This window comes from Streptomyces sp. CA-142005, from assembly GCF_050942335.1.
GTDB lineage: Bacteria > Actinomycetota > Actinomycetes > Streptomycetales > Streptomycetaceae > Streptomyces.
In genome coordinates this window covers 5785409-5810336 of the sequence record NZ_CP192078.1, presented here as the reverse complement: position 1 = coordinate 5810336, position 24928 = coordinate 5785409, and the positions used below count along the sequence as shown (strand labels likewise).

Annotated in this window: 18 protein-coding genes and 1 riboswitch; of the genes, 9 read left to right on the top strand and 9 right to left on the bottom strand. The window is 71.0% G+C overall.

Translation table 11 applies throughout. The features are described 5' to 3' along the window. Nucleotides 1-18: 18 nt before the first annotated feature. Together ACQPXS_RS27225 and ACQPXS_RS27220 are read right to left on the bottom strand one after the other, a co-directional pair. Nucleotides 19-1233 carry a LolA family protein gene (locus ACQPXS_RS27225; RefSeq protein ID WP_433451881.1) on the bottom strand — a complete coding sequence of 405 codons (1215 nt, stop codon included), beginning with the start codon at nt 1231-1233 and terminating at the stop codon, nt 19-21. A gap of 561 nt (nt 1234-1794) precedes the next feature. After that, on the bottom strand, nt 1795-2805 hold the full coding sequence (locus tag ACQPXS_RS27220; protein ID WP_351802307.1) for a polyprenyl synthetase family protein: 1011 nt from the start codon (nt 2803-2805) through the stop codon (nt 1795-1797). Nucleotides 2806-3393: 588 nt separating this feature from the next. Continuing rightward, a riboswitch (cyclic di-AMP (ydaO/yuaA leader) is annotated at nt 3394-3575 on the top strand. A gap of 4 nt (nt 3576-3579) precedes the next feature. On the opposite strand from ACQPXS_RS27220, the gene ACQPXS_RS27215 reads away from it, so the two are divergent. Continuing rightward, nucleotides 3580-4071, top strand: coding sequence for a transglycosylase SLT domain-containing protein (locus ACQPXS_RS27215; RefSeq protein ID WP_356307646.1), 492 nt, complete (start codon nt 3580-3582; stop codon nt 4069-4071). A gap of 110 nt (nt 4072-4181) precedes the next feature. Here the strand turns inward: ACQPXS_RS27215 and ACQPXS_RS27210 are convergent, their stop codons facing one another. The 3 genes from ACQPXS_RS27210 to ACQPXS_RS27200 all read right to left on the bottom strand — a co-directional run bounded on the left by ACQPXS_RS27210 (nt 4182) and on the right by ACQPXS_RS27200 (nt 7620). After that, nucleotides 4182-4994: an HAD family hydrolase gene (locus ACQPXS_RS27210; protein WP_356307648.1), complete on the bottom strand. Its 813-nt coding sequence runs from the start codon at nt 4992-4994 to the stop codon at nt 4182-4184. A gap of 131 nt (nt 4995-5125) precedes the next feature. Beyond that, a complete protein-coding gene (locus ACQPXS_RS27205; protein WP_433451880.1) occupies nt 5126-6328 on the bottom strand; it encodes an FAD-dependent oxidoreductase in 1203 nt (400 codons plus the stop codon). Nucleotides 6329-6375: 47 nt separating this feature from the next. Beyond that, nucleotides 6376-7620, bottom strand: a complete 1245-nt coding sequence (locus ACQPXS_RS27200; RefSeq protein ID WP_433455962.1) for an ATP-grasp domain-containing protein — start codon at nt 7618-7620, stop codon at nt 6376-6378. A gap of 305 nt (nt 7621-7925) precedes the next feature. Here ACQPXS_RS27200 and fahA point away from each other — a divergent pair, with 305 nt between their 5' ends. The 8 genes from fahA (at nt 7926) to ACQPXS_RS27160 (ending at nt 17527) form a co-directional block, all read left to right on the top strand. Continuing rightward, nucleotides 7926-9143 (top strand): fumarylacetoacetase, encoded by a 1218-nt coding sequence (gene fahA, locus ACQPXS_RS27195; protein WP_433451879.1) that lies wholly within the window; start codon nt 7926-7928, stop codon nt 9141-9143. Nucleotides 9144-9560: 417 nt separating this feature from the next. Next, nucleotides 9561-10499 carry a M56 family metallopeptidase gene (locus ACQPXS_RS27190; protein ID WP_351802314.1) on the top strand — a complete coding sequence of 313 codons (939 nt, stop codon included), beginning with the start codon at nt 9561-9563 and terminating at the stop codon, nt 10497-10499. Nucleotides 10500-10648: 149 nt separating this feature from the next. Then, the gene (locus ACQPXS_RS27185) at nt 10649-11437 is read left to right on the top strand and encodes a GntR family transcriptional regulator (protein WP_351802316.1); all 789 of its coding nucleotides are present in this window, start codon (nt 10649-10651) and stop codon (nt 11435-11437) included. Between the two features lie 44 nt (nt 11438-11481). Further along, nucleotides 11482-11709, top strand: coding sequence for a 4Fe-4S dicluster domain-containing protein (locus ACQPXS_RS27180; RefSeq protein ID WP_351802318.1), 228 nt, complete (start codon nt 11482-11484; stop codon nt 11707-11709). A 14-nt stretch (nt 11710-11723) separates the two neighbouring features. Continuing rightward, nucleotides 11724-13067, top strand: a complete 1344-nt coding sequence (locus ACQPXS_RS27175) for an ABC transporter substrate-binding protein (protein ID WP_433451878.1) — start codon at nt 11724-11726, stop codon at nt 13065-13067. Then, on the top strand, nt 13064-13978 hold the full coding sequence (locus tag ACQPXS_RS27170; RefSeq protein WP_433451876.1) for an ABC transporter permease: 915 nt from the start codon (nt 13064-13066) through the stop codon (nt 13976-13978). Before ACQPXS_RS27175 ends, ACQPXS_RS27170 begins: the two co-directional genes overlap by 4 nt. Next, nucleotides 13962-14750 carry an ABC transporter ATP-binding protein gene (locus ACQPXS_RS27165; protein ID WP_433451875.1) on the top strand — a complete coding sequence of 263 codons (789 nt, stop codon included), beginning with the start codon at nt 13962-13964 and terminating at the stop codon, nt 14748-14750. Before ACQPXS_RS27170 ends, ACQPXS_RS27165 begins: the two co-directional genes overlap by 17 nt. Before the next feature lie 11 nt (nt 14751-14761). After that, nucleotides 14762-17527: a fumarate reductase/succinate dehydrogenase flavoprotein subunit gene (locus ACQPXS_RS27160; RefSeq protein WP_433451873.1), complete on the top strand. Its 2766-nt coding sequence runs from the start codon at nt 14762-14764 to the stop codon at nt 17525-17527. Between the two features lie 32 nt (nt 17528-17559). Here the strand turns inward: ACQPXS_RS27160 and recQ are convergent, their stop codons facing one another. The 4 genes from recQ to nuoL all read right to left on the bottom strand — a co-directional run bounded on the left by recQ (nt 17560) and on the right by nuoL (nt 24927). Next, complete coding sequence (gene recQ, locus ACQPXS_RS27155; RefSeq protein ID WP_433451872.1) at nt 17560-19542, bottom strand: DNA helicase RecQ; 1983 nt, start codon at nt 19540-19542, stop codon at nt 17560-17562. A 215-nt stretch (nt 19543-19757) separates the two neighbouring features. Next, on the bottom strand, nt 19758-21407 hold the full coding sequence (nuoN, locus tag ACQPXS_RS27150) for an NADH-quinone oxidoreductase subunit NuoN (protein WP_351802329.1): 1650 nt from the start codon (nt 21405-21407) through the stop codon (nt 19758-19760). Next, nucleotides 21404-22975, bottom strand: coding sequence for an NADH-quinone oxidoreductase subunit M (locus ACQPXS_RS27145; RefSeq protein WP_433451870.1), 1572 nt, complete (start codon nt 22973-22975; stop codon nt 21404-21406). The genes nuoN and ACQPXS_RS27145 overlap by 4 nt, the downstream gene beginning before the upstream one ends. A 5-nt stretch (nt 22976-22980) precedes the next feature. After that, nucleotides 22981-24927: an NADH-quinone oxidoreductase subunit L gene (gene nuoL / locus ACQPXS_RS27140; RefSeq protein ID WP_433451868.1), complete on the bottom strand. Its 1947-nt coding sequence runs from the start codon at nt 24925-24927 to the stop codon at nt 22981-22983. Nucleotide 24928 lies beyond the last annotated feature (1 nt).

Here is a 24928-nt window from a genome sequence, read left to right as displayed (position 1 = left end):
CGTAGTGCCCGGGCAGGGTCACTTCCCTTCGTTCGCCGCCTTCACCAGGGCGTCCTTGGTCACCGCGCCGGCGTAGACCTTGCCGTCGTCGGTGATCAGGGCGTTGACCAGGCGGGTGGAGAAGACCGTGCCCTTGCCGAACTTGCCGGAGACCTTGTCGCCGAGCGAGCCGAGGAAGCCGCCGAGGTCACCGCCCTGGGCACCGGTCGGCAGGCCGCTCTTCGCGCCGGTGTCGAAGGTGGCGATGGACGTCCAGCCCTTGCCGAGCACGCCGGCGCCGTTCATGCCCTTGGCGAAGTCCTCGCCGGACTCGGGCGCGTGCTTCCGCGCGGCGGAGTCCCGCTTCTCCTCCGTCACCTTCGCGCCCTTGGGCGGGGTGAAGGTGAAGGTCGAGGCGGCCGGCTTGGCGAAGGAGACCTGGGTGAAGCCGACATCGAGGACGGCGGCGCCGCCGCTCTTCGGCGTCAGGGTGAACTTCAGCGGCATGCCGGTCTTCGCGTCTACGGCGATGCTGATGGCGCCGACCGTGGTGCCGGACTGCCTGGGCTTGATCAGCAGCTTGTAGGCGTCGCGGCCGGCGACCCGCTCGGTGCCGTCGACAGTGACGGACGTGGTGCCGTCCACCGACTTCAGCGCCTGGTCGGCGAAGTCCTTCGGCGTCGCCGGGGGCTCGGCGTCGTGCTCCTTGCCGGAGTCGGCCGAGGTGCCGTGGTACACCTCGTTGGTCTTGCTGTCGTAGCCCCAGACGTTCTTGCCGTTGTGGATGAGGTTGTACTCCGAGCCGCTCTCCAGCAGAGACAGCTTCTGCTTCTCCGGACCGTCGGCGGCGACGCGCAGCGTGTGCGTGCCGGAGACCAGCGAGGTGAGCTGGGACTGCGGGTCGGCGGAGGAACCGTCGCCGGAGCCCCTGGCGGCGCCGGAGGCCAGGCTGTTCTCCAGGCCGCCGAGGTCGGGCAGGCCGAGGTCGGTGTTGATCCGCACCGTGCCGGACAGCTGCTGCACGTCCGACTTGGCGATCTTCTCGATGAGCTGCTGTGCGGTGATCCTGGGCAGGTCGGGGTCGCCGGAGGCGGCGAGCGCCGGGACCAGACCGATCGTGGCCGCCGCGACCCCCACCACGGCGACCGGGACCGCGTAACGGGCCGCCCTGCGGCGCCCGGCGTTTCGCTCAGCGCCCCCCGCGGCGTCCACGCGCGCGGCGTCCACTGCGTCGTCGGATTCGTACGGTGCCATGTGTGCCTTACCTCCGTCGTCGGCGGCGGCTGTTCTCACGCTGGTCCACCCGAGCCGCCATTCTCACCCGAATCGGTGAGGATTGGTGATTTCCGTGGTTTCCATCTCACCAAATCGGCCATGAGGAATCGTCAGACCTCGGAGCCAACTCCGCGTACGCCTGCGGTATGACACGCAGGGGCAGGAACGCCGCCGACCCGTAGGGGTCTCACCGGAACGGAGGGGGCGGTACGGGGGCGCGGAGGTGTACGGACGCGCGGGCGTACGGGTCGCACGGGCCCCGCGCCGGGTCGTATGAGCCCGTGCCCGGTCGCATGGCTGTAGCGCGGCGTGGCGGGCGGCCCCGAAGCGCGGCGTGACGTACGGCTGGGGCGCGGCGCGTCGCGTCGCGATGAACGGACGGACGGAAGCCTGCCGTCACGTGCAGCTCAAGCACGGCGCGACAGACGGCCGGAGGCGCGCCGGATCCCCACAGCCCGGAAACCGGCGCGGCGGACAGCCGTAAGCGTGCCGGAGTGGCCGCCGGAGGCCGGGCGCGGCGTGCTGGGGCAGGCCGTCGGGTCAGCCGGCGCGGTGGACCACCGCGTCGCACAGCTGCATCAGCGCGGCCTTGGCGTCGCACTCCCGCAGCGGCGCCAGCGCGGCGCGGGCCTCCTCCGCGTACCGGATGGTGTCCCGGCGGGCCTGCTCCAGCGCGGGGTGGCCGCGCAGCGCGGCCAGCGCCTCGGCGTGCCGGGCGTCGTCGCTGAGGTCGGAGTCGAGCAGCTCGCACAGCGCGATGTCCTCGGCCAGGCCGAGGCGGGCGGCGCGTTCGCGCAGCCGGAGCACGGGCAGCGTCGGGATGCCCTCGCGCAGGTCGGTCCCCGGGGTCTTGCCGGACTCGTGCGAGTCGGAGGCGATGTCCAGGACGTCGTCGGCGAGCTGGAAGGCGACCCCGAGCCGCTCGCCGTACTGGGTGAGCACGTCGACGACCGTCTCGTCGGCACCGGACATCATCGCGCCGAACCGGCACGACACCGCCACCAGCGAGCCCGTCTTGCCGCCGAGCACGTCCAGGTAGTGCTCGACCGGGTCGCGGCCGTCGGAGGGGCCGGCGGTCTCCAGGATCTGGCCCGTGACCAGCCGCTCGAAGGCGAGGGCCTGCACCCGGACCGCCTCGGGGCCGAGGTCGGCGAGGATCTGGGAGGCGCGGGCGAAGAGGAAGTCGCCGGTGAGGACCGCGACGGAGTTGCCCCAGCGGGTGTTGGCGCTGTCCACGCCGCGCCGTACGGCCGCCTCGTCCATGACGTCGTCGTGGTACAGCGTGGCCAGGTGGGTCAGCTCCACGACCACGGCCGAGGGCACGACGCCCGGCGCGTAGGGGTCGCCGAACTGGGCCGCGAGCATCACGAGCAGCGGCCTGAACCGCTTCCCGCCGGCTCGTACGAGGTGCTGCGCGGCCTCCGTGATGAACGGGACCTCGCTCTTGGTGGCCTCGAGCAAGCCTTCCTCGACAGCCGCCAATCCGGCCTGGACATCGGCTTCCAGAGCCTGGTCCCGCACGCTCAGCCCGAACGGCCCGACGACGGTCACGAGGGGTCTCCTGTCTGCTGGTGTCTGCTGGCGATTACACGGTTTGTCGATAGGTCGCTGCCATCACTCAACTCAGCGTATCCGGTCCTGTTTCGATCACCGATAGCGCCCACCGGTCCAGCCTGGGCGGTATCGGATCACGACCGGTATGTTTTTGATCAAGTGATAAGAGCGGACATTTATCGACTTAACAGGAATCCAGATGCTTTGTCGCGAGTCGAGGGGGCGAGCGGAGTAATGCCTACGCCCCAGACAACGACAGACGGCCCGTCACGGGTTCCGCGACAGGCTCCACCACGGGCGCCATCACCCACCCGATCCACCCGAACCCCCCATGTCCGATTTGAAATACTTTGTTATTTCGTGAATTGGGTCACGGCCGACCTGCGACCCCCAGGAGCCCGTCAGGCCACCTCCACCCTTGTCACATCGGCGAGTTGAGGGTTGGCAACCGCAAAGGATCAAGTACCCCATATGCCACAGACAAAGGTCAAATAGTACTTAGTGTGCATCCGGTACTTGTTCCCGGCATGTGCTCTCGCATACGTTCCGGGCCGTCGGGCGGACGCCGAATCCTGCCGCCGCCCGCGTGACCCATCGACGAACTCATTCGTACGGCAGGAGCGGGGGACCCAGGTAAGTCGCCGGGCCGGTCGGCACACGTCGCACCGGAACGGCTCGGGGTGAAGCCACGCCTTCTCAGGAAGACGCGGCCGGGCACCTCCCCGCCCGAACCCGACAGCTCACCTCGCAGGCGACGGAGAGGACTTCCCCATGTCTGCTGCCGCCAAGCACCGCCGCCCGCGCAACAACCGCCTGGTCCGCGCCCTCACGGTCGCCGGCACCGGCGCCGCCGTCCTCACCCTCTCGCTCATCGGCGCCACCAGCGCCTCCGCAGCCACCGGCACGACCTCCAAGGCTGCCTCCACCACCACCGCCGGGTACTCGAACAACCTCGACGGCTGGATCCGCGAGTCCCTCGCGATCATGGCCCAGAAGGGCATTCCGGGCACCTACAACGGCATCTATCGCAACATCATCCGGGAGTCCTCCGGCAACCCGAAGGCCATCAACCTCTGGGACTCCAACGCCGCCAAGGGCATCCCGTCCAAGGGGCTGCTCCAGGTGATCGACCCGACCTTCAAGGCGTACCACGTGGCCGGCACCTCCTTCGACCCCTACGACCCGGTCGCGAACATCACCGCGGCCTGCAACTACGCCGCCGCCCGGTACGGCTCGATCGACAACGTGCACAGCGCGTACTGACGGTCCCGCCGACCGGCACGGCATCGGCCGCCCGGTGTGCCCTCACCTGACGGAGGGGCACACCGGGCGGCCGTCGCTCCTTCCGGGGCGGCCGTGTACTGATGTGCCGGTCAGTCGGTCGGGAACAGTCTTTCGAGGACGACGGCGACTCCGTCGTCCTCGTTCGACAGAGTGATCTCGTCGGCCACCGCCTTCAGTTCGGGGTGCGCGCCGGCCATGGCGACCCCGCGCCCCGCCCAGTCGAACATCGGGATGTCGTTGGGCATGTCGCCGAACGCCAGCGCCTCCTCCGCCGCGATCCCGAGCCGCTCGGCGGCCAGCGCGAGACCGGTCGCCTTGGTCACCCCCGACGGCTGGAGCTCCACGGTCCCCGGCCCGGACATGGTGACCGTCGCCAGGTCGCCCACCACGCCGCGCGCCGTGGCCGCCAACTCGTCGTCGGACAGCTCGGCATGGCGCAGCAGCACCTTGCTGATGGGCGCGCACCACAGGTCGTCACGCCGGTCGACCCGCACCGCGGGCAGGGTGGGGTGCGGCATCCGGTAGCCGGGTTCGATGAGCGTGAGCCCGTCGACCCCGTCCTGGTCCACGGCCGCGTACACCTGCCCCACCTCGGCCTCGATCTTGCCGAGCGCGGTCTCGGCCAGCTCCCGGTCCAGCCGGACCGACCACAGCAGGCGGCCGGTCCCGGCGTCGTAGACCTGTGCGCCCTGCCCGCACACCGCGAGCCCCGTGCAGCCGAGGTGCGCGAGGAGCTGCCGTACCCGCGGGGCCGGGCGGCCCGTCACCACCAGGTGCCGGGCGCCGGCCCGCGCCACCCGCGCGAGCGCGGCGAGCGACCGGTCGGAGACGGTGTCGTCGCCGCGCAGCAGCGTTCCGTCCAGGTCGGTGGCGATCAGTGCATATGTGGGGGAGGCTGCCATGATCAGAGAATACGGATACCGGGCCCCACCGACTCACCTTGTCGTCCTGCGCACTTACGTGCTGTTCCACCCCAAGTGGTGCCTTGCGACTCCAGGTTGATGACGGGACTCGGCACGGGCGGTCGGCGGCTTCAGCCGTGGGCCGACGCCAGGTGTTTCGTCAGGCGCGGCGAGGCGAACTCCGTGCCGCAGACGAAGCGCATCACCGGGCCGTACGACGACGCCGCCGGCAGGCCGGTGAAATACAGGCCGGGAACGGACGAGACGTACCCGGGGCCGAGCTTCGGCGTGCCGCGGCTCACCGCGAGCCGGGTACGCAGCTCGTGGCCGAGGAAGTCCATCGCCGCGATGTCGACGCGGTAGCCGGTGGCGGCGATGACGTGGTCCGCTGCGAGCCGCTCGGTGTGCCCGCCGTGGGTGCGGACGGTGAGAACGGGGCTGCCGTCCCGTGCCTCCGCGCTCACGACCCGCTCCACGTCCTGCACCTGCACCGCGCTCTCGAAGCGCTCGCGCAGCCACCAGGCGCCGAGCGGTCCGAGGACCCGGCGGACCAGGAAGTGTCGGGTGGCCTCGGGCAGATAGCGGTAGGGGTGCGGGTAGTAGCTGAAGGCCCACAGCGACCAGGCGCGGCCGAACGGGGACTCGGGACGCAGCTTTGGCTGCTTCCAGGGCGGCGCGCCGAAGGCGACCCTGCCGCGGCCGCGTGCGACGACACGCACGCGTGCCCCCGCCTCGGCGGCGAGCGCCGCCGTCTCCAGCGCGGACTGGCCGGCGCCGACGACGATCAGTTCCTTGCCGGCGAAACGGCTCAGGTCGTGGTGCTGGGAGCTGTGCGAGACCGGACCGGTGGGCGCCGGTCCGTCGGCCGCGGCTCCCGCGAACTCCGCCGGCAGGTGCGCCAGGCCCGACAGGCCGGTGGCGACGACGACCGCGCGCGCGGTGAACATCTCCCCCGAGTCCAGCTTCAGCTCGAAGCCGCCGCTCTTGTCGCGGTCCACGGAGACGACCCGCACCCGCTCCAGATCGGGGACGAGCTTGTGCTGGAACCACTCGCCGTACGCGATGAACGTCTCCACCGGGATGACGTCCTCGTCGGTCACCAGGCGGCGGATCCCGGCCGCGTCGCAGTAGTCGGCGAGGGTGTGGCCGGGCTGCGGGCAGTCGAGGTTCGAGGCGGCGGGCGTGGACTTCAGGAGCATGCCCTCGGGCATGTGGTCGCGCCAGCTGACCATGGGGTCGCCGAAGACGCGGACGGGGATACCGCGCGCCCGCAGATGGGCGGCGGTGGACAGGCCGAACGGCCCGGCCCCGATGACTGCAACCGGTCGAGTCACGAAGTCCCTCCCCAGGACATGGTGCGCCACTTTTGGCGTGGCTTTGCCTACTTCGTGGAGGTGCCGCTGCCGCGGCGGTTGGTCCGCCACAGCTGATAGAGGTGCTTCGCGCCCGGGCGCACGAAGCGGGCGAGCATCGTGAGGAACGGCAGCGGGTCGTCACCCGCGAGCCAGGCCAGCTCCGTCCCGCTCGCCTTCGCCGGCGCGTGCGGCGTCGTGTAGCCGCTGCGGCGGTAGGCGAGGAGGGCGGGGAGGTCGATGTTCTCCACGATGTAGCGGTGGCCGGCGCGCTGTTCCCCTTCCGGAACGGGGCGGCCGGTCAGGTTCAGGTGCATCGCGCGTACGACGTCCACTCCCGACTCGTTCTCGAACAGCCGGAACTGGGCGCCCATGCGCGGGTTGAAGTCGAGGAGCTTGTACTGTCCGTCGCGCCGGTCGAAGCGCAGGTCGAGGTCGATGATGCCGCTGTAGCCGATCTGTTTGATGAAACGCGCGGCGAGGTCGGTGAGTTCCGGGTTGTCGACGACGTAGGCGTTGGCCGTCATCCCGGCGTGCGGCGGCCATGAGCGGACCTTGACGCCGGTGAACAGCGCGAGCGGGCTGGAGTCCTGGTCGAAGCAGGCGTGCACGATCCAGTCCTCGGCCTCCTCGCGCGGCAGGTACTCCTGGAGGATCACGCCCGGCCGCGCGCTCCAGTCACGCGCGAGGGTGAGCAGCCCCTCGCGGGTGGCGATCCGTGTGGTGCCGTTGACGGCGGGCCGTCTGCGCCGGACGAACGCCTCGCGGTTCTTGGCCACCACCGGGAAGCGGGCCGTGTCGGCGAAGGCGACGATGTCCCCGTACGACTCCGGGAACGCCGACGCGGGGCTCGCGATGCCGTGCTCCACGCACAGTTCGTACAGGCCCTGCTTGCTGGCGAGCCGGCGCGGCAGCGCGGGGTCGACGCGCGGGAAGAGAAAGGAACCGGCCAGATCGTCCTGGTGCTCGGCGATCAGTACGGCGGCCTCCTCGTCGGTCGGGACGAGAACGGCGGGGCGCCCGATGCGGCGGCCGATGCGCAGCAGGCCCTCGACCAGCCGGTCCGGGTCCTCCGCACCGGTCGTCGGCCACACGAAGGCCTTCTTCAGGTAGCGGGAGGAGGCCGCGGGCGTGTACGCGTCCTCGGTGATGGCGTACATGGGAACGCCGAGCCGGCCCAGGCTGCGGATCGCGCCGACGCCGCCGTGGTGCAGCGGATAGTCGCCGAACTTGACGATCAGCCCTGGAACGTCCCGGTCCAGCTCGAACGGCAGACCGACGGTGTCTCCGGCCACGGGTCCCCCCACGTGTCCCCCCAATGGAACGGACCCACCCCGTCCGTGTCCCCAAAGGACGCTAAGCCGGAATTGCCGACTCCGACAAGGCTTATTCGGACATTGCGAACTCTTTAGACAGGGTGCGAGCAACCTTTCGAAGGCCCCGCGACACACATCTTTCGGACACCGTGGCGGGTGCCGCAGCAGGCTCTGCCCAAGACACGCATCACGGCCGTAACGTGTGGCGCGATCACATGGAACGAGCGCCATGCACGGCCTGGATGAGAGTGAGGCAGCACCCCATGCCCCCCTTCGACGTCCCCGAGGGCGACCCCTTCGGCCCGCACAACCTTCCCTATGGCGTGTTCTCGCCCTCCGGCAGCACGGAGCGGAGGGTCGGCGTCCGGCTCGGGGACCAGGTCCTCGACGCGGGCGCCGCGGCCGCCGCCCTCGGCTCGCCGCACCACGCGCTGCTCGCACGGCCCACCCTCAACGCGCTGCTGGCCGCGGGCCGCCCGGTCTGGACGGACGTACGGCGCGCCGTCACGGCCTGGGTCACGGACCCCGCGCACCACGAGACGGTCGAGCCGCTGTTCCACCCCCTGTCCGAGGTGACCCTGCACCTGCCCCTCGAGGTGGCGGACTACGTCGACTTCTACGCCTCGGAGAACCACGCCCGGAACGTCGGCCGGATCTTCCGCCCGGACGCCGAGGACTCGCTCACCCCCAACTGGAAGCATCTGCCGATCGGTTACCACGGCCGCTCCGGCACGGTCGTCGTCTCCGGCACGGACGTCGTACGGCCGTCCGGGCAGCGCAAGGCCCCGGCCGACCCGGCCCCCGTCTTCGGCCCGTCGATCCGGCTGGACATCGAGGCCGAGGTCGGCTTCGTCGTGGGCGTGCCGACCGAGCTGGGCCGGCCGGTCGCGCTCGGCGACTTCCGCGACCACGTCTTCGGGCTGTGCCTGCTGAACGACTGGTCCGCGCGGGACATCCAGGCCTGGGAGTACGTCCCCCTCGGCCCCTTCCTCGGCAAGTCCTTTGCGACCTCGGTGTCGGCGTGGATCACCCCGCTGGAAGCGCTGGAGCACGCGCGCGTGGCGCCCCCGGAGCGCACACACCCGCTGCTGCCCTACCTGGACGACTCGGCACCCGGCATCGAGCCCGGCGGCTACGACCTGCGAATCTCCGTCGCCATCAACGGCCACGTGGTCTCCGAGCCGCCCTTTTCGACCATGTACTGGACCGCCGCCCAGCAGCTCGCCCACATGACGGTGAACGGCGCCTCCCTGCGCACCGGCGACCTGTACGGCTCGGGCACGGTCAGCGGCCCCGAGGAGCGCCAGCGCGGCTCCCTGCTGGAGCTGACCTGGAACGGCCGCGACCCTCTCGAACTCCCGGACGGCAAGCGGACCTTCCTGGAGGACGGGGACGTGGTGACCCTGTCGGCCTGGGCACCCGGCGCGGACGGACGCAGGGTGGGGCTGGGGGAGGTCAGCGGGCGTGTGGTGACGGGGTGACGGGCCACCTTGTAGCAAGAGATTGAGACGAGTCCGCCGGGGCCGGCGGGGGCGGGCACGCGCGTGGCCGCGCCGCCCCTGGCGCCCGCGGCCATCGTAGGCGTGAACTCACCGGCGGCACTGGGAGCTTCACGGTCTGGACAATGGCCCTGGGCTCGGAGCGGATGACGTGCTGGAGGCGGTGCGGCAGGCCTTTCGGGAGCGGGAGCCGTAGGGCTTCCGCTCCGCAAGCCGGGCAAGCCGGACGCGAGGGAGAGCGGACGGCCGCAACCGCGGGACCGATCGCCGCCGAGATCTGCCTCTCGCCGCCCCGCACCGTCATACTGGGCGGACACGCACCACGCGAGGCGCCCTCGGCGCCTCGCCCCGCACCACCCGCAGCCGCACAACTCTCCGACCAGGAACCGGAGCCCCGGCATGACCGTCTGCCTGCTCCTGCTGAGCGTCGTCGCCCTCACGGCCGCCCTGCCGGCGCCGCGCGCGCTGACCCGTGCCGCCTGGCCCGAGCGGGAACCCGTGGTCGCACTGTGGGTGTGGCAGTGCCTGGTCGCCACCGTCCTGCTGTGCTGCCTGGCCGCACTGGTCCTGGGCGCGGCGGCCGTCTTCCACACCGTCCGCGACCGCGTGTTCGCCCCCGCGCCGCCCTCCGTCACCGCCGCCTACGACCTCTCCTCCGCGCCGGTGTGGGCCGCCGTCCTCACCGTGCTACTGGCCTGCGGGGCCGCCTGGACGACGGCGATGCTGGCGCGGGAACTCGTCGAGGCCCGCCGCACCCGTGGCCAGGCCCGCGCCCAGCTGCGGGAGCGCGCCCCCGACCTCCCGGCCGGACTGCCGGCGGCACGCGGGCCGATGCTGGTGCTCGAGGACGAGTACCCGGACGCCTGGTGGATGCCCGGACACCCGCCGCAGCTGGTCGTCACCACGGGCGCGCTCCACCGGCTCACCGACCACCAGCTGGACGCGGTCCTCACCCACGAGCGCGGGCACGCGCGTGCCCACCACGACTGGCTGCTGCACCTGTCCACCGCGCTCGCCACGGGCTTCCCGCGCGTGCCGCTGTTCGCCCACTTCTGCGATCAGACGCACCGCCTGGTCGAGCTGGCCGCCGACGACACGGCGTCCCGGCGCTGCGGCCACCTCACCACGGCCCTCGCGCTGATCGAGCTGAACCAGCACCGGGGTGTCCTGTCCTGCGACTCCAGCCGCCGCCTCCTCGGCGAACGCGTGGACCGCCTGCTGGAACCGCCACCACGGCTGCTGCGCCGGCACCGTGCCCTGACGACGACGGTGGCCGCCCTGGTGCCGCTGCTTCCGCTGCTGATCACGTTCGCGCCGGGACTGACGGCACTGTCCTGACGGCCGTGTGCCGACCCGGTTCCGCCGGGTGGCGGATGTTCCCGTCCGGAGAGGAAAACCCGCAGCTCAGCGGCGTACCCGACGCCCCCTCACCTGGCGCAACACTTCGGCAACACGACTTTCCCTACCGCATCGGTATGGTTCCAGCCATGCCACCCACCGACCGCCTCCGGGACAACGCCGGTCAGGGCGCTGCGACCACCGTCGCCGCCCACCGCGCGCGTCGTCGGCTGCGCGCGGACCGGGCCAGGCAGCTCGCCGATCTGCTGCGCCGCCAGATCCTCACCGGTGCCTTCCAGAACGGCCCCCTCCCCCACGAGTCGACCCTCGCGGCCGACTACCGAGCCTCCCGCAACACCGTCCGCCAGGCCCTGGACCTGCTCAGGGCCGAGGGCCTGGTGGAACGACTGCCCGGCGTCGGCACCGTGGTCGTCGCCCGGAAATACCCGCACGGGCTCGACCGCCTCATGGGCCTCGCGGAAACCCTCCGCGAACACGGCCGCGTCACGAACGAGGTCCGCACCATGGGCCCCGCCCCCGCACCCGCCCCGGTGGCCGACCGCCTCCACGTCCCCGCCGGCGCCGATGTCCTCTACATCGAGCGTCTGCGCCGCCTGAACGGCCTGCCCCTCTCCCTCGACCTCACCTACATCCCGCTCGACATCGGCACCGCCCTGCTCGGTGCCGACCTGGAGAACACCGATGTCTTCCGCCTCCTGGAAGCCATCACCGGCCAGCGCCTCGGCCAGGCCGAGATCACTCTGGAAGCGGTGAACGCGGACACCCATTCCGCCGCCGTGCTCCAGGCCCCCCGCGGCGCCGCCGTACTGATGCTGGAACGCCTCACCCACCTCGCCGACGGCCGTCCCGTCGACCTGGAGTTCATCCGCTTCCGCGGCGACCGGATCACCATGAGCGGCCTGCTCCACCGGTCGTAGACCCCCTTCCACCATCCCTGCCTGCACGTTTCCTGGAGACAGCCATGCCCTTGGTGCCCCAGCGGGCCGACGTGCCCGTGACCATCGACGAGTCGAAGTGCATCGACGGCTGCACCCTCTGCGTGGACATGTGCCCGCTGGACTCCCTCGCCATCGACGAGACCAACGGCAAGGCGTACATGCACGTCGACGAGTGCTGGTACTGCGGCCCCTGTGCGGCCCGCTGCCCCACCGGGGCCGTCACCGTCAACATGCCCTACCTGCTCCGGTGAGAGGGACAACCACCATGAAGCGAACGGCAGTCGCCGCATCCACCGCCGCGCTGCTCCTCCCCCTGTCAGCCTGTGGCGGCAGCACCGAGGCGGGCAGCGGCTCCACGGTCACCGTGACCGTCGGCTATCAGTCCAGGACCATCAACACCGTCACCGCGGGCACCCTGCTGCGCTCCCTCGGCTCCTTCGAGAAGCAGCTCAACTCCCTGCACGACGGCCACACCTACAAGGTCGACTGGCAGGACTACGCCACCGGCGCGCCGATCACCGCCCAGATGACCGCCGGCAAGGTGGACATCGGCTCGATGGGCGACTTCCCGCTGCTGCTCAACGCCGCCCGCGGCAAGCAGCTCGGCCGCCCCACCCGCCTGGTCTCGGTGACCGGTTACAACCTGCGCGGTGGTCTCAACACCGTCGTCACCGCGCCCGGCTCGAAACTCACCTCCCTGCAGGACCTCAAGGGCAAGAAGGTCTCCACGAGCGTCGGCTCCGCCGCAGACGGCACCCTCGTACGGGCCCTGCAACGCGCTGGCATCGACACTGACAAGGGCATCTCGAAACTCAACCAGCAGCCTGCCGTCGGCGCCTCGGCGCTCTCCTCCGGTGGCGTGGACGCGCTGTCGCAGTTCGTCGCCTGGCCGGGCCTGCTCGCCTACCAGGGCAAGGCGAAGGCCCTGTACGACGGCGCGCAGCTGAATCTGCCCACCTTCCATGGCGTCACCGCCCGCGAGGACTTCGCCAAACAGCACCCGGCCGTTCTGGAGGCCTTCCTCAAGGCCCAAGCGAAGGCGACGGACTACCTCAACGCGCACCCCGTCGCTGCCGCAGAAAAGGTCGCGAAGGCCACCGGTCTGCCCGCCGAGGTCGTCTATCTGTACAACGGCGCCCACGGCATCGCCACCTTCGACCCGGCCGTCAAGCCGCAGCTCGTCTCCGCGCTGAAGCAGGACGTGTCCGTGCTGAAGGCCGCCAAGCTGACCGGCGACATCGACGTGGACTCCTTCGTCGACGACCAGTACGTCAAGAAGGCCCTTGGTGCCTCCTACGCCAGGCGGCTCATCGCTACGCCCGCACCGGCCGCGAGCGAGGTGTGGCCCAAGGGCAGCGACAAGACGGTCTCCTTCAAGTCCGCGAAGGAGCTGCTGGTTTATGTGGGCGGACACCAAGGCGCCATCCGCGCCGCCTACGTGCCCGACGCCACCACCGGCACCCTCTGGTTCGCCGACAAGGCTGTCTGGGTGGCCGACGGCAACCAGTTGCTGCCCTTCGTCACACCGGCGACCGCCCAGGCCTACATCGCCGCCCACGGCGGCGCACGTACGGTGTCGTACCACGTGGCTCTGGAGCGGGCCTCATGACCCGGCTGCCCCTCGCCCGGTATGCGCTGCGGACGGCCTCCCTGGCCGCCTTCCTCGGGCTGTGGCAGCTGCTGACCAGCCTCAACGTCGACCTGTGGCTGCGCTTCTCGCAGTTCCCGACGGTCACTGACGTGGCCCGCGCCTTCACCGGCCGGCTCTCCGGAGGCGACTTCTGGACCGACCTCACCGACAGCCTCACCCGGATCCTGACCGGCTTTGCCCTGGCGGCCGTCCTGGGCGTGGCGACGGGCGTGCTCGTGGCCCGTTCGCGCCTCGCCGAGGATCTGCTCGGCCCGGTCCTGGAGGTGATCCGCCCGGTCCCGGCGATCGCGCTCGTCCCGGTCGCGATCCTGCTCTTCCCGTCCGATGAGCAGGGCATCGTCTTCATCACCTGCACCGCCGCCTTCTTCCCCGTGCTGGTCTCCACTCGGCACGCGGTCCGCGCGCTGACCCCCGTCTGGGAAGAGGCGGTGCGCACCATGGGTGGCGGGCGACTGCGGATCCTCGGTTCGGTCGTACTGCCGGGCGCGCTGCCCGGCATCTTCGGCGGGCTGTCGGTCGGCATCGGCGTGTCGTGGATCTGCGTGATCTCCGCCGAGATGATCTCCGGCCAGTACGGGGTCGGCTACCGCACCTGGCAGGACTACACGGTGGTGAACTACCCGGGAGTCTTCGTCGGCATGGTCACGATCGGCGTTCTCGGCTGGGTCACCTCCACGGCCGTGGAACTCCTCGGCCGGCGCCTGACCCGCTGGCTGCCCCGCACCTCGTACGTCCCCGGTGGCCGCACCCGCGCGCCCCGGCCTGTCGCCGCGCCCGTCCGTGCCGACAGCGATTCCAAGCACCAGGCCCAGCCCGAGCAGCAAGGCCAGAAGGACACCGAGGAGGCCCGCGATGAGCACCTCGTCTGAGACCGTCACCTCTCCCGTCGCGCCGGTATCGCGTGCCGTACGCGGCACCCGGCTCACCTTCCGGGCCGCCGTGCTCGGCCACCCGGACGCACCGGTGCTGTACGACGTCGACCTGGACGTCTCACCCGGCGAGATCCTCACCGTCGTCGGCCCGTCCGGCTGCGGCAAGTCCACGCTGCTGCGCACCCTCGCCGGATTGTTGCCTCCGCTGGGCGGCGCGGCAGAAGTGGACGGTGTCCCGCTGACGGGGCCGTCGGCCGACCGTGCGCTGGTCTTCCAGGAGGACGCGCTGCTGCCATGGCGCACCTTGCGCGGGAACGTCGAACTGCCGCTCGCCATCAGCGGTGTACCGCGCTCCGAACGCCGTTCCCGTGCCGAGTCCTGGCTCGGCCGCGTCGGACTCAGCGCGCATGCGGGGCAGTTGCCGCACCGGGTGTCCGGTGGGCAGCGCCAGCGTGCCCAGTTGGCCCGTGCGCTGGCCGACAGCCCGCGAGCCGTCCTCATGGACGAGCCCTTCGGCGCCCTTGACGCCCAGACCCGCTCCGGCATGCAGGACCTGCTGGTGGAGGTGTTGCGCGGCACGGGTGCGACCGTCGTCTTCGTCACGCACGACGTCGACGAGGCCCTCTTCCTCGGCGACCGCGTGGCCGTGCTCGGCTCCGGCCGGGTGGCCGCCGTACGGGACGTGTCCGGGCCTCGCGACCGCGGGGCCGTGGACGACCCGGCCCGCGTGGCCCTGCGCCGCGACGTCCTCACCTCGCTCGGCTCCTGAAAGGCACCCCGGTGACCACCCTCGCCACCACTCACCCGGAGATTCCCGCCACCCCCGACGCCGAGGAGCTGACTTGCGACGTCCTCGTCATCGGCGGCGGCACCGCCGGCACCATGGCCGCCCTGACCGCCGCCGAGCACGGCGCGAGCGTGCTGCTGCTGGAGAAGGCCCACGTCCGCCACTCCGGCGCGCTCGCCATGGGCATGGACGGCGTCAACAACGCGGTCATCCCCGGCCGCGCCGACCCCGACGACTACGTCGCCGAGATCACCCGCGCCAACGACGGCATCGTCGACCAGTCCACCGTCCGCCAGACCGCCACCCGCGGTTTCGCCATGGTGCAGCGGCTGGAGTCGTACGGCGTCAAGTTCGAGAAGGACGAGCACGGTGAGTACGCGGTGCGCCAGGTGCATCGCTCCGGCTCGTACGTACTGCCCATGCCAGAGGGCAAGGACGTCAAAAAGGTCCTGTACCGGCAGCTCAGGCGGCGCGAGATGCGGGAGCGGATCCGGATCGAGAACCGGGTGATGCCGGTTCGGGTCCTGACCGCCGAGGGGCGGGTCGTGGGCGCCGCCGGCTTCCACACCCGCACCGGCGCCTTCGTCACCGTCCGCGCGGGCGCCGTCATCCTCGCCACCGGCGCCTGCGGCCGGCTCGGCCTGCCCGCCTCCGGCTACCTGTACGGCACCTACGAGAACCCCACCAACGCCGGTGACGGGTACGCCATGGCCTACCACGCGGGCGCCGAGCTGACCGGTATCGAGTGCTTCCAGATCAACCCTCTGATCAAGGACTACAACGGCCCGGCCTGCGCCTACGTCGCCAACCCCTTCGGCGGCTACCAGGTCAACCGGCACGGCGAGCGTTTCGTCGACTCCGACTACTGGTCGGGACAGATGATGGCCGAGTTCGCCGCCGAGGTCGCCGGCAACCACGGCCCGGTCTACCTCAAGCTCAGCCACCTCCCGGAGGAGTCGATCTCCGCGCTGGAGTCGATCCTGCACTCCACCGAGCGGCCCACCCGGGGCACCTTCCACTCCGGGCGCGGGCACGACTACCGCACCCACGACGTCGAGATGCACATCTCCGAGATCGGCCTGTGCGGCGGCCACTCCGCCTCCGGCGTCCGCGTCGACGACCACGCCCGTACGACCGTGCCCCGCCTCTACGCCGCCGGCGACCTCGCCTGCGTGCCGCACAACTACATGATCGGCGCCTTCGTCTTCGGCGACCTCGCGGGCGCGGACGCCGCCCAGTACACCGCGTACGAGGGGGAGCTTCCCGCCGACCAGGTGCGCGAGGCGCATGAGCTGATCTACCGCCCGCTGCGCAACCCGGACGGTCCGCCGCAGCCCCAGGTCGAGTACAAGCTGCGCCGCTTCGTGAACGACTACGTGGCACCGCCGAAGTCCGGGGCCCGGCTCTCCCTCGCCCTGGAGGCCTTCGAGCGGATGCGCACCGACATCGCCGCCATGGGCGCCCGTAGCCCGCACGAGTTGATGCGCTGCGCCGAGGTCGGCTTCATCCGTGACTGCGCCGAGATGGCCGCTCGCGCCTCGCTCGCCCGCACCGAGTCCCGCTGGGGCCTCTACCACGACCGTCTCGACCACCCGGGCCGCGACGACGTGTCCTGGTTCCACCACCTCGATCTGCACAAGTCCCCCTCTGGTGCGATGGAGTTCACGGCTCGTCCCGTGGCTCCGTATCTGGTCCCGGTCGAGGAGTTCGCGCCGGCCGGCGGTCCCTCACGCCGGCTCGGCGAGGTCCGTCCCGAGGACGTGGCCACGGCCGGGCCGCGCGAGGTGGCTCGGGTCGCCGCAGGACCGACGTCCGCTCGTGTCACCGCCTCCGCCGACCGCGCCGACGTGGCGGGCACCGCCTCACCCCGGCTCCTCGAGCTGCTGGCGCTGGCCGAGACGGAACCAGAACTCGCCGTACTTGAGCCCTACTTGGCCGACCCAGACCTCGCCGTCCGTCAGACGGCCGTCTCGATGCTCACCGAGACGGTGCCGCCCGGCACCGGGCAGGCTCTGGCCGGCGCCTTGTCCGATCCCGACGCCGAGGTCCGGGCGGCCGCCGCTGCCTCACTGCGCGAGCTGGTCGAGACCCTGTCGCCCGAACCCGCCCTGGGCACCGCTCTCACCGGCGCCCTCACCTCGCTCGACCCGGTGGTCCGCGCCGCCGCCCTCGATGTGCTGCGCGCCCTGCGGCTCGGCGAGGCCGGGGTGTTCGCGGCGGGGCTGGACGACCCCGACACCGCTGTGCGCACCGAGGCCGTACGGGCCCTCGTCTCCGTCGACGCGGTCGGGCCGCTGACTGCTGCTGCGAACGATCCGTCCCGTGAGGTCCGGGTCACCGTGGCCAAGGCTCTGGCCTCCGTCGGCTCGGCGTCCCTGACCGCAGCCGACCGGGCGCTGCTCACCACCGCCCTGGACCGGCTCATCGGGGACAGCGATCCCCTGGTGCGTGGCGCCGCGCTCGCCGCTCTGGCCGACACCGGCTGCCCGGACCCACTCGCCCACCGCGCCGTCGCCGCGCTGTCCGACCCGGTCTGGCAGGTCCGCTCCGGCGCCGCCACCGCACTGTCGGCCGCGTCCGCCGAGGCCGCCGTCCCCGCCCTGGCCAAGGCGCTGGCCGACCCCAACGCCGACGTCCGCAAGGCGGCGGTGCTGGCCCTGACCCGGCACCGGGCCACGGAGGAGGCCCGCGCGGCCCTCGCCACGGCCACGGCCGACACCGACGCGGACGTCAGGGCGTACGCGGCTCGGGGGCTGTGACGGCCGCCGCGTCCGGACGGACGGACAGGGGGCTATATCCAGTCGTCCGGCTCCGGCTCCTCGTCCGGCTCCGGCCAGTCGGCGGCCTGAGCATCACCCGCGGTCGGGGCCGGGGCGTCCAAAGCGGCCAGCACGGCCAGCACGCCCTCCCCGTACGTCACCAGCTTCTTCTCGCCGACGCCGCTCACCGTGCCGAGCTCTCGCACCGAACCGGGCCTGCGGCTGACGATCTCCCGCAGGGTGGCGTCATGGAAGATGACGTACGCTGGCACGCCCTGCTCGCGGGCCTGTTCGGCGCGCCAGGCACGCAGCGCCTCGAAGGCGGGGAGGAGTTCGTCGGGCAGCTCGGCCGCGGCGGCCTTGGCCTTGCGGTCGCCGCCGGAGGCGCCGGCCGACCGGGACCGGGAGACGGCGGGCCTCTTCGGCTCCTTGCGCAGCGGCACCTCCCGCTCTCTCCGCAGCACGGTACCGCTCGCCTCGGTGAGCACCAGAGTGCCGTACTCCCCCTCGACCGCGAGCAGCCCCTGGGCCAGCAGCTGCCGGATGACGCCCCGCCACTCGGCCTCGGTGAGGTCCTGTCCGATGCCGAAGACGGACAGCTGGTCGTGGTCGAACTGGATCACCTTGCCGGTGCGCTTGCCGAGCAGGATGTCGACGATCTGCACGGCGCCGAACTTCTGCCCCCGCTCCCGCTGCAGCCGTACCACCGTCGACAGCACCTTCTGCGCGGCGATCGTGCCGTCCCAGGTCTCCGGCGGGGTGAGGCAGGTGTCGCAGTTGCCGCAGGCCTCCGCGTCGGGGTCCTGGCCGAAGTAGGCGAGCAGCTGGCCGCGGCGGCACCGGGCCGTCTCGCACAGCGCGAGCATGGAGTCGAGGTGGGCGGTGGCCCGGCGGCGGAACGCCTCGTCGCCCTCGCCGGACTGGATCAGCTTGCGCTGCTGTATGACGTCGTTCAGTCCGTACGCCATCCAGGCCGTGGACGGCAGTCCGTCGCGGCCCGCGCGGCCGGTCTCCTGGTAGTAGCCCTCGATCGACTTGGGCAGGTCCAGGTGGGCGACGAACCGTACGTCCGGCTTGTCGATGCCCATGCCGAAGGCGATGGTCGCCACCACGACCAGGCCGTCCTCCCGCAGGAAACGTGCTTGATGGGCGGCGCGCATGCCCGCGTCCAGTCCCGCGTGGTACGGCACCGCCGTGATGCCGTTGGCGGTCAGGAACTCCGCCGTCCGCTCCACCGAGTTGCGCGACAGGCAGTACACGATGCCGGCGTCGCCCGCGTGCTCCTCGCGAAGGAAGGCGAGCAGCTGCTTCCTGGGGTCGGCCTTGGGCACGATCCGGTACTGGATGTTGGGCCGGTCGAAGCTGGCGACGAAGTGGCGGGCCGTCGGCAGGTTCAGCCGCTGGGTGAGCTCCTGGTGGGTGGCGTGGGTGGCCGTGGCGGTGAGGGCGATGCGCGGGACGTCCGGCCAGCGCTCGCCGAGGAGGGACAGGGTGAGGTAGTCGGGGCGGAAGTCGTGACCCCACTGGGACACGCAGTGCGCTTCGTCGATCGCGAAGACGGAGATCTTGCCTCGGGAGAGCAGGTCCAGGGTGCCCTCCAGGCGCAGCCGCTCCGGCGCCAGGTACAGCAGGTCGAGCTCGCCGGCCAGGAACTCGGCCTCGACCACGCGCCGCTCGTCGAAGTCCTGCGTGGAGTTGATGAAGCCGGCGCGCACGCCCAGGGCACGCAGGGCGTCCACCTGGTCCTGCATGAGAGCGATCAGCGGCGAGATCACCACGCCCGTACCCGGTCTGACCAGGGCCGGGATCTGGTAGCACAGCGACTTTCCACCGCCGGTGGGCATGAGGACGACGGCGTCGCCGCCCGCCACCACATGCTCGATGATCGCTGCCTGTTCGCCCCGGAAGGCCTCGTACCCGAAGACCCGGTGCAGGGTGGCCAGCGCCTCACTGTCGGCCGCGCCCGGCCCCTCGGTCACCTGTGGCATCTCGCTGATCCCGCCCGTCGCACCCATCGTCCTGTCCCCCGTCGGTCCCCCGTGTGTCGTTCCTCGACCACTGCCTCCACCATAGGGGCCCGGACCGACAGCCTCGGAGTTATCCACAGGCTCGGTCCTTTCTTCCGCGTCATCGGACGCTGACATGAAGCAACGAGCCGCTTTCTCCTGTCGCCGCCAGCACGACGGCCCGACACCCCATGAGGTGCCGGGCCGCTGTGTACCTGAGAGCGTCAGCGCACGAACACTCCCGCCTGGCTCGCCAGGTCCAGGAAGTACTGCGGCGCCACACCGAGCACCACCGTCACCGCGACGCCCACGGCGATCGCCGTCATGGTCAGCGGGGACGGGACGGCGACGGTCGGGCCCTCCGGCCTGGGCTCGCTGAAGAACATCAGGACGATCACCCGGATGTAGAAGAACGCGGCGATCGCCGAGGAGATCACGCCCACCACGACCAGCGGGGCCGCGCCGCCGTCCGCCGCCGCCTTGAAAACGGCGAACTTCCCGGCGAAGCCGGAGGTCAGCGGGATGCCGGCGAAGGCCAGCAGGAATACGGCGAAGACCGCCGCGACGAGCGGGGAGCGGCGGCCGAGCCCCGCCCACTTCGACAGGTGGGTCGCCTCGCCGCCCGCGTCGCGCACCAGCGTGACCACCGCGAAGGCGCCGATCGTCACGAACGAGTAGCCGGCCAGGTAGAAGAGGACGGACGAGACGCCGTCCTTCGACGTGGCGATGACTCCCGCGAGGATGAATCCGGCGTGCGCGATGGACGAGTACGCCAGGAGTCGCTTGATGTCGGTCTGCGTGATCGCGACGATCGCGCCACCGAGCATCGTGATGATCGCCACCGCCCACATGACCGGCCGCCAGTCCCAGCGCATCCCGGGCAGGACGACGTACAGCAGGCGCAGCAGCGCGCCGAACGCGGCCACCTTCGTCGCCGCCGCCATGAACCCGGTCACGGGGGTCGGCGCGCCCTGGTAGACGTCCGGCGTCCACATGTGGAACGGCACCGCGCCCACCTTGAACAGCAGGCCCATCACGATCAGGGCGCTGCCGAGCAGCAGCAGTGCGTCGTTGCCCATGGTGTTGGCGAGCGCCGGGTCGACGTTGGTGACCGTGCCGTCGACGACCTGCGCGATGCGCGCGTACGACACCGAGCCCGCGTAGCCGTACAGCAGGGCGATGCCGAACAGCGTGAACGCGGAGGCGAAGGCGCCGAGCAGGAAGTACTTGACCGCGGCTTCCTGCGACATCAGCCGCTTGCGGCGGGCCAGCGCGCACAGCAGGTACAGCGGCAGGGAGAAGACCTCCAGGGCCACGAACAGGGTCAGCAGGTCGTTGGCCGAGGGGAACACCAGCATGCCGGCGATCGCGAAGAGCAGGAGCGGGAAGGCCTCCGTGGTGGTGAATCCCGCCTTCACCGCCGCTTTCTCGCTGTCGCTCCCTGGTACGGAGGCGGCCTGCGCGGCGAAGGAGTCGACGCGGTTGCCGTGCGCGGCCGGGTCCAGGCGCCGCTCGGCGAAGGTGAACAGGCCGACGAGACCGGCCAGCAGGATAGTGCCCTGCAGGAACAGGGACGGGCCGTCGACTGCGATCGCGCCCATGGCCGCGATGTGCGCCTTGGTGGTGCCGTAGCCGTCGGCCGCCAGTGCGACCACCGCGGCGAACGCGGCGCACAGCGCGACGACGGACAGGAACACCTGGGCGTAGTAGCGGGACTTGCGCGGGACGAACGCCTCGATCAGCACGCCGACCAGCGCGGCACCGACGACGATCAGCGTCGGCGACAATTGTCCGTATTCGATCTTCGGTGCCGGGATCTTCGCGATCGGGTCGGCCGCGGTTGTCCACAGGCTGTGGACGGCTGTTGCGCTCACTTGGCCGCCTCCACCGAGGGCTTGGGGTCGGTCTTGTGTACGTCGGACATGGTCTGCTTGACCGCGGGGTTGACGATGTCCGTGACGGGCTTCGGGTAGACGCCCAGGAAGATCAGCAGCACGATCAGCGGGGCGACGACGACGAGTTCACGCGCGCGTAGGTCGGGCATCGCCGAGACCTCGGGCTTCACCGGGCCCGTCATCGTCCGCTGGTAGAGGACGAGGGTGTAGAGCGCGGCGAGGACGATGCCGAAGGTGGCGATGATGCCGATCGCCGGATACCGCGTGAACGTGCCGACCAGGACGAGGAACTCGCTGACGAACGGGGCTAGTCCGGGCAGCGAGAGGGTGGCGAGGCCGCCGATCAGGAAGGTGCCGGCGAGCGCCGGGGCGACCTTCTGCACGCCTCCGTAGTCGGCGATGAGCCGCGAGCCGCGCCGGGAGATCAGGAAGCCGGCGACCAGCATCAGCGCGGCGGTGGAGATGCCGTGGTTGACCATGTAGAGCGTCGCGCCGGACTGGCCCTGGCTGGTCATCGCGAAGATGCCCATGATGATGAAGCCGAAGTGCGAGATCGAGGCGTAGGCGACCAGGCGCTTGATGTCCCGCTGGCCGACGGCGAGCAGTGCGCCGTAGACGATGCTGATCAGGGCCAGGACGAGGATGACGGGCGTCGCCCACTTGCTGGCCTCGGGGAACAGCTGGAGGCAGAAGCGGAGCATCGCGAAGGTGCCGACCTTGTCGACGACCGCGGTGATGAGGACGGCGACCGGGGCCGTGGACTCCTGCATGGCGTTGGGCAGCCAGGTGTGCAGCGGCCACAGCGGCGCCTTCACCGCGAACGCGAAGAAGAAGCCCAGGAACAGCCAGCGCTCGGTGCTCGTCGCCATGTGCAGCGAGCCGTTCGCACGGGCCTGCGCGATCTCCTGGAGGCTGAAGTTACCGGCCACCACGTAGAGGCCGATCACGGCGGCCAGCATGATCAGGCCGCCGACCAGGTTGTACAGGAGGAACTTGACGGCCGCGTAGGACCGTTGCGTCGAGGCCGCCTCCTCGCCCTGCGCGTGGGCGCGGTCTCCGAAGCCGCCGATGAGGAAGTACATCGGGATGAGCATGGCTTCGAAGAAGATGTAGAAGAGGAAGACGTCGGTGGACTCGAACGAGATGACCACCATCGCCTCGACGGCCAGGATCAGCGCGAAGAAACCCTGGGTGGGGCGCCAGCGGCGGCTGCCCGTCTCCAGCGGGTCCGCGTCGTGCCAGCCCGCGAGGATGATGAACGGGATCAGTACGGCGGTCAGGGCGACCAGCGCCACCCCGATGCCGTCGACCCCCAGCTCGTATCGCACGCCGAAGTTCTCGATCCAGGCGTGGGACTCGGTGAGCTGGTAGCGGGCGCCGCCCGGGTCGAAACGGGCCAGGACGACGATCGCCAGGGCGAGTGTGGCGAGCGAGACGAGCAGCGCCAGCCACTTGGCGGCGGTGCGCCGCGCGGCCGGTACGGCGGCCGTGGCGACGGCCCCCACGGCCGGGAGCGCCGCCGTCGCTGTCAGCAGAGGAAAGGACATCGGTATCAGACCGCCCTCATCAGCAGGGTCGCGGCGACCAGGAGTGCCGCGCCGCCGAACATCGAGACCGCATAGGAGCGGGCGAAGCCGTTCTGGACCCGGCGGAGCCGTCCGGACAGGCCGCCGAAGCCGGCCGCCGTGCCGTTGACGACGCCGTCGACCAGCGTGTGGTCGACGTAGACCAGGGAGCGCGTCAGGTGCTCGCCGCCGCGCACCAGGACCACATGGTTGAAGTCGTCCTGGAGCAGGTCGCGGCGGGCCGCGCGGGTGAGCAGCGAGCCGCGCGGGGCGACGGCCGGTACGGGCTTGCGGCCGTACTGGGCCCAGGCGATGCCGACGCCGACGACCAGGCAGACCATGGTCGCGCCGGTGACCGCCGCCGCGCTGACCGGCGAGTGGCCCTCGCTGTGCCCCGTGACCGGTTCGAGCCAGTGCAGGAAGCGGTCGCCGAGGTTGAAGAAGAAGCCGCCGGCCACCGATCCCACGGCCAGCAGGATCATGGGGATCGTCATGACCCTGGGCGACTCGTGCGGGTGCGGCTCGGCGTGCTCGCCGCGCGTCTCGGCGGCGGGCTCCACGCTCGGTTCGGCCGGGGACGGGGTCGGGGCGTGCCGCCAGCGTTCTTCTCCGAAGAACGTCATCAGCATCACGCGCGTCATGTAGAAGGCGGTGATGGCCGCGCCCAGCAGGGCCGCGCCGCCGAGGATCCAGCCCTCGGTGCCGCCCTTGGCGAAGGCCGCCTCGATGATCTTGTCCTTGGAGAAGAAGCCGGACAGGCCCGGGAAGCCGATGATGGCGAGGTAGCCCAGCCCGAAGGTGATGAACGTGACCGGCATGTACTTCCGCAGGCCGCCGTAGCGGCGCATGTCGACCTCGTCGTTCATGCCGTGCATGACGGAACCGGCGCCGAGGAACAGCCCGGCCTTGAAGAAGCCGTGCGTCACCAGGTGCATGATCGCGAAGACGTAGCCGATGGGGCCGAGGCCCGCGGCGAGCACCATGTAGCCGATCTGCGACATGGTCGAGCCGGCCAGCGCCTTCTTGATGTCGTCCTTCGCGCAACCGACGATCGCACCGAAGAGGAGCGTGACCGCACCGACCACGGTGACGGCGAGCTGGGCGTCGGGCGCCGCGTTGAAGATGGCGGCGGAACGGACGATCAGGTACACGCCCGCGGTCACCATCGTCGCCGCGTGGATCAGGGCCGAGACCGGGGTCGGGCCCTCCATGGCGTCACCGAGCCAGGACTGCAGCGGCACCTGGGCCGACTTGCCGCAGGCGGCGAGGAGCAGCATCAGTGCGATGGCGGTGAGCTTGCCCTCCGACGTGTCGCTGGCGTGGCCGAAGACCGGGCCGAAGGCGAAGCTGCCGAAGGTGGTGAACATCAGCATGATCGCGATCGACAGGCCCATGTCGCCGACGCGGTTGACCAGGAAGGCCTTCTTCGCGGCCGTCGCGGCGCTGGGCTTGTGCTGCCAGAAGCCGATCAGCAGGTACGAGGCGAGGCCGACGCCTTCCCAGCCGACGTACAGCAGCAGGTAGTTGTCGGCGAGGACGAGCAGCAGCATCGCCGCGAGGAACAGGTTCAGATAGCCGAAGAAGCGGCGGCGCCGCTCGTCGTGTTCCATGTACCCGACCGAGTACAGGTGGATCAGCGAGCCGACGCCCGTGATGAGCAGGACGAACGTCATCGACAGCTGGTCCAGGCGGAAGGTGGCGTCCGCCTGGAAGCTGCCGACCGAGATCCAGGTCCACAGGTGCTGGGTCAGCGTGCGGTGGTCGGCGCTCTTGCCGAGCAGGTCGGCGAAGAGGACGACACCGATGACGAAGGAGACGAACGAGAGCAGCGTGCCGATCCAGTGGCCGACGCTGTCCAGGCGCCGGCCGCCGACCAGGAGGACGGCCGCTCCGAGCAGGGGCGCCGCGATGAGCAGCGCGATCAGGTTCTCCACG

Excerpts from the sequence above, each read along its gene's own strand:
- recQ (WP_433451872.1), bottom strand. The coding sequence starts at position 19,542 with ATGGGTGCGACGGGCGGGATCAGCGAGATGCCACAGGTGACCGAGGGG.
- ACQPXS_RS27145 (WP_433451870.1), bottom strand. The coding sequence starts at position 22,975 with ATGTCCTTTCCTCTGCTGACAGCGACGGCGGCGCTCCCGGCCGTGGGG.
- fahA (WP_433451879.1), top strand. The coding sequence starts at position 7,926 with ATGCCCCCCTTCGACGTCCCCGAGGGCGACCCCTTCGGCCCGCACAAC.
- ACQPXS_RS27170 (WP_433451876.1), top strand. The coding sequence starts at position 13,064 with ATGACCCGGCTGCCCCTCGCCCGGTATGCGCTGCGGACGGCCTCCCTG.
- ACQPXS_RS27225 (WP_433451881.1), bottom strand. The coding sequence starts at position 1,233 with ATGGCACCGTACGAATCCGACGACGCAGTGGACGCCGCGCGCGTGGAC.
- ACQPXS_RS27175 (WP_433451878.1), top strand. The coding sequence starts at position 11,724 with ATGAAGCGAACGGCAGTCGCCGCATCCACCGCCGCGCTGCTCCTCCCC.
- ACQPXS_RS27185 (WP_351802316.1), top strand. The coding sequence starts at position 10,649 with ATGCCACCCACCGACCGCCTCCGGGACAACGCCGGTCAGGGCGCTGCG.
- ACQPXS_RS27190 (WP_351802314.1), top strand. The coding sequence starts at position 9,561 with ATGACCGTCTGCCTGCTCCTGCTGAGCGTCGTCGCCCTCACGGCCGCC.
- ACQPXS_RS27165 (WP_433451875.1), top strand. The coding sequence starts at position 13,962 with ATGAGCACCTCGTCTGAGACCGTCACCTCTCCCGTCGCGCCGGTATCG.
- ACQPXS_RS27210 (WP_356307648.1), bottom strand. The coding sequence starts at position 4,994 with ATGGCAGCCTCCCCCACATATGCACTGATCGCCACCGACCTGGACGGA.
- ACQPXS_RS27215 (WP_356307646.1), top strand. The coding sequence starts at position 3,580 with ATGTCTGCTGCCGCCAAGCACCGCCGCCCGCGCAACAACCGCCTGGTC.
- ACQPXS_RS27180 (WP_351802318.1), top strand. The coding sequence starts at position 11,482 with ATGCCCTTGGTGCCCCAGCGGGCCGACGTGCCCGTGACCATCGACGAG.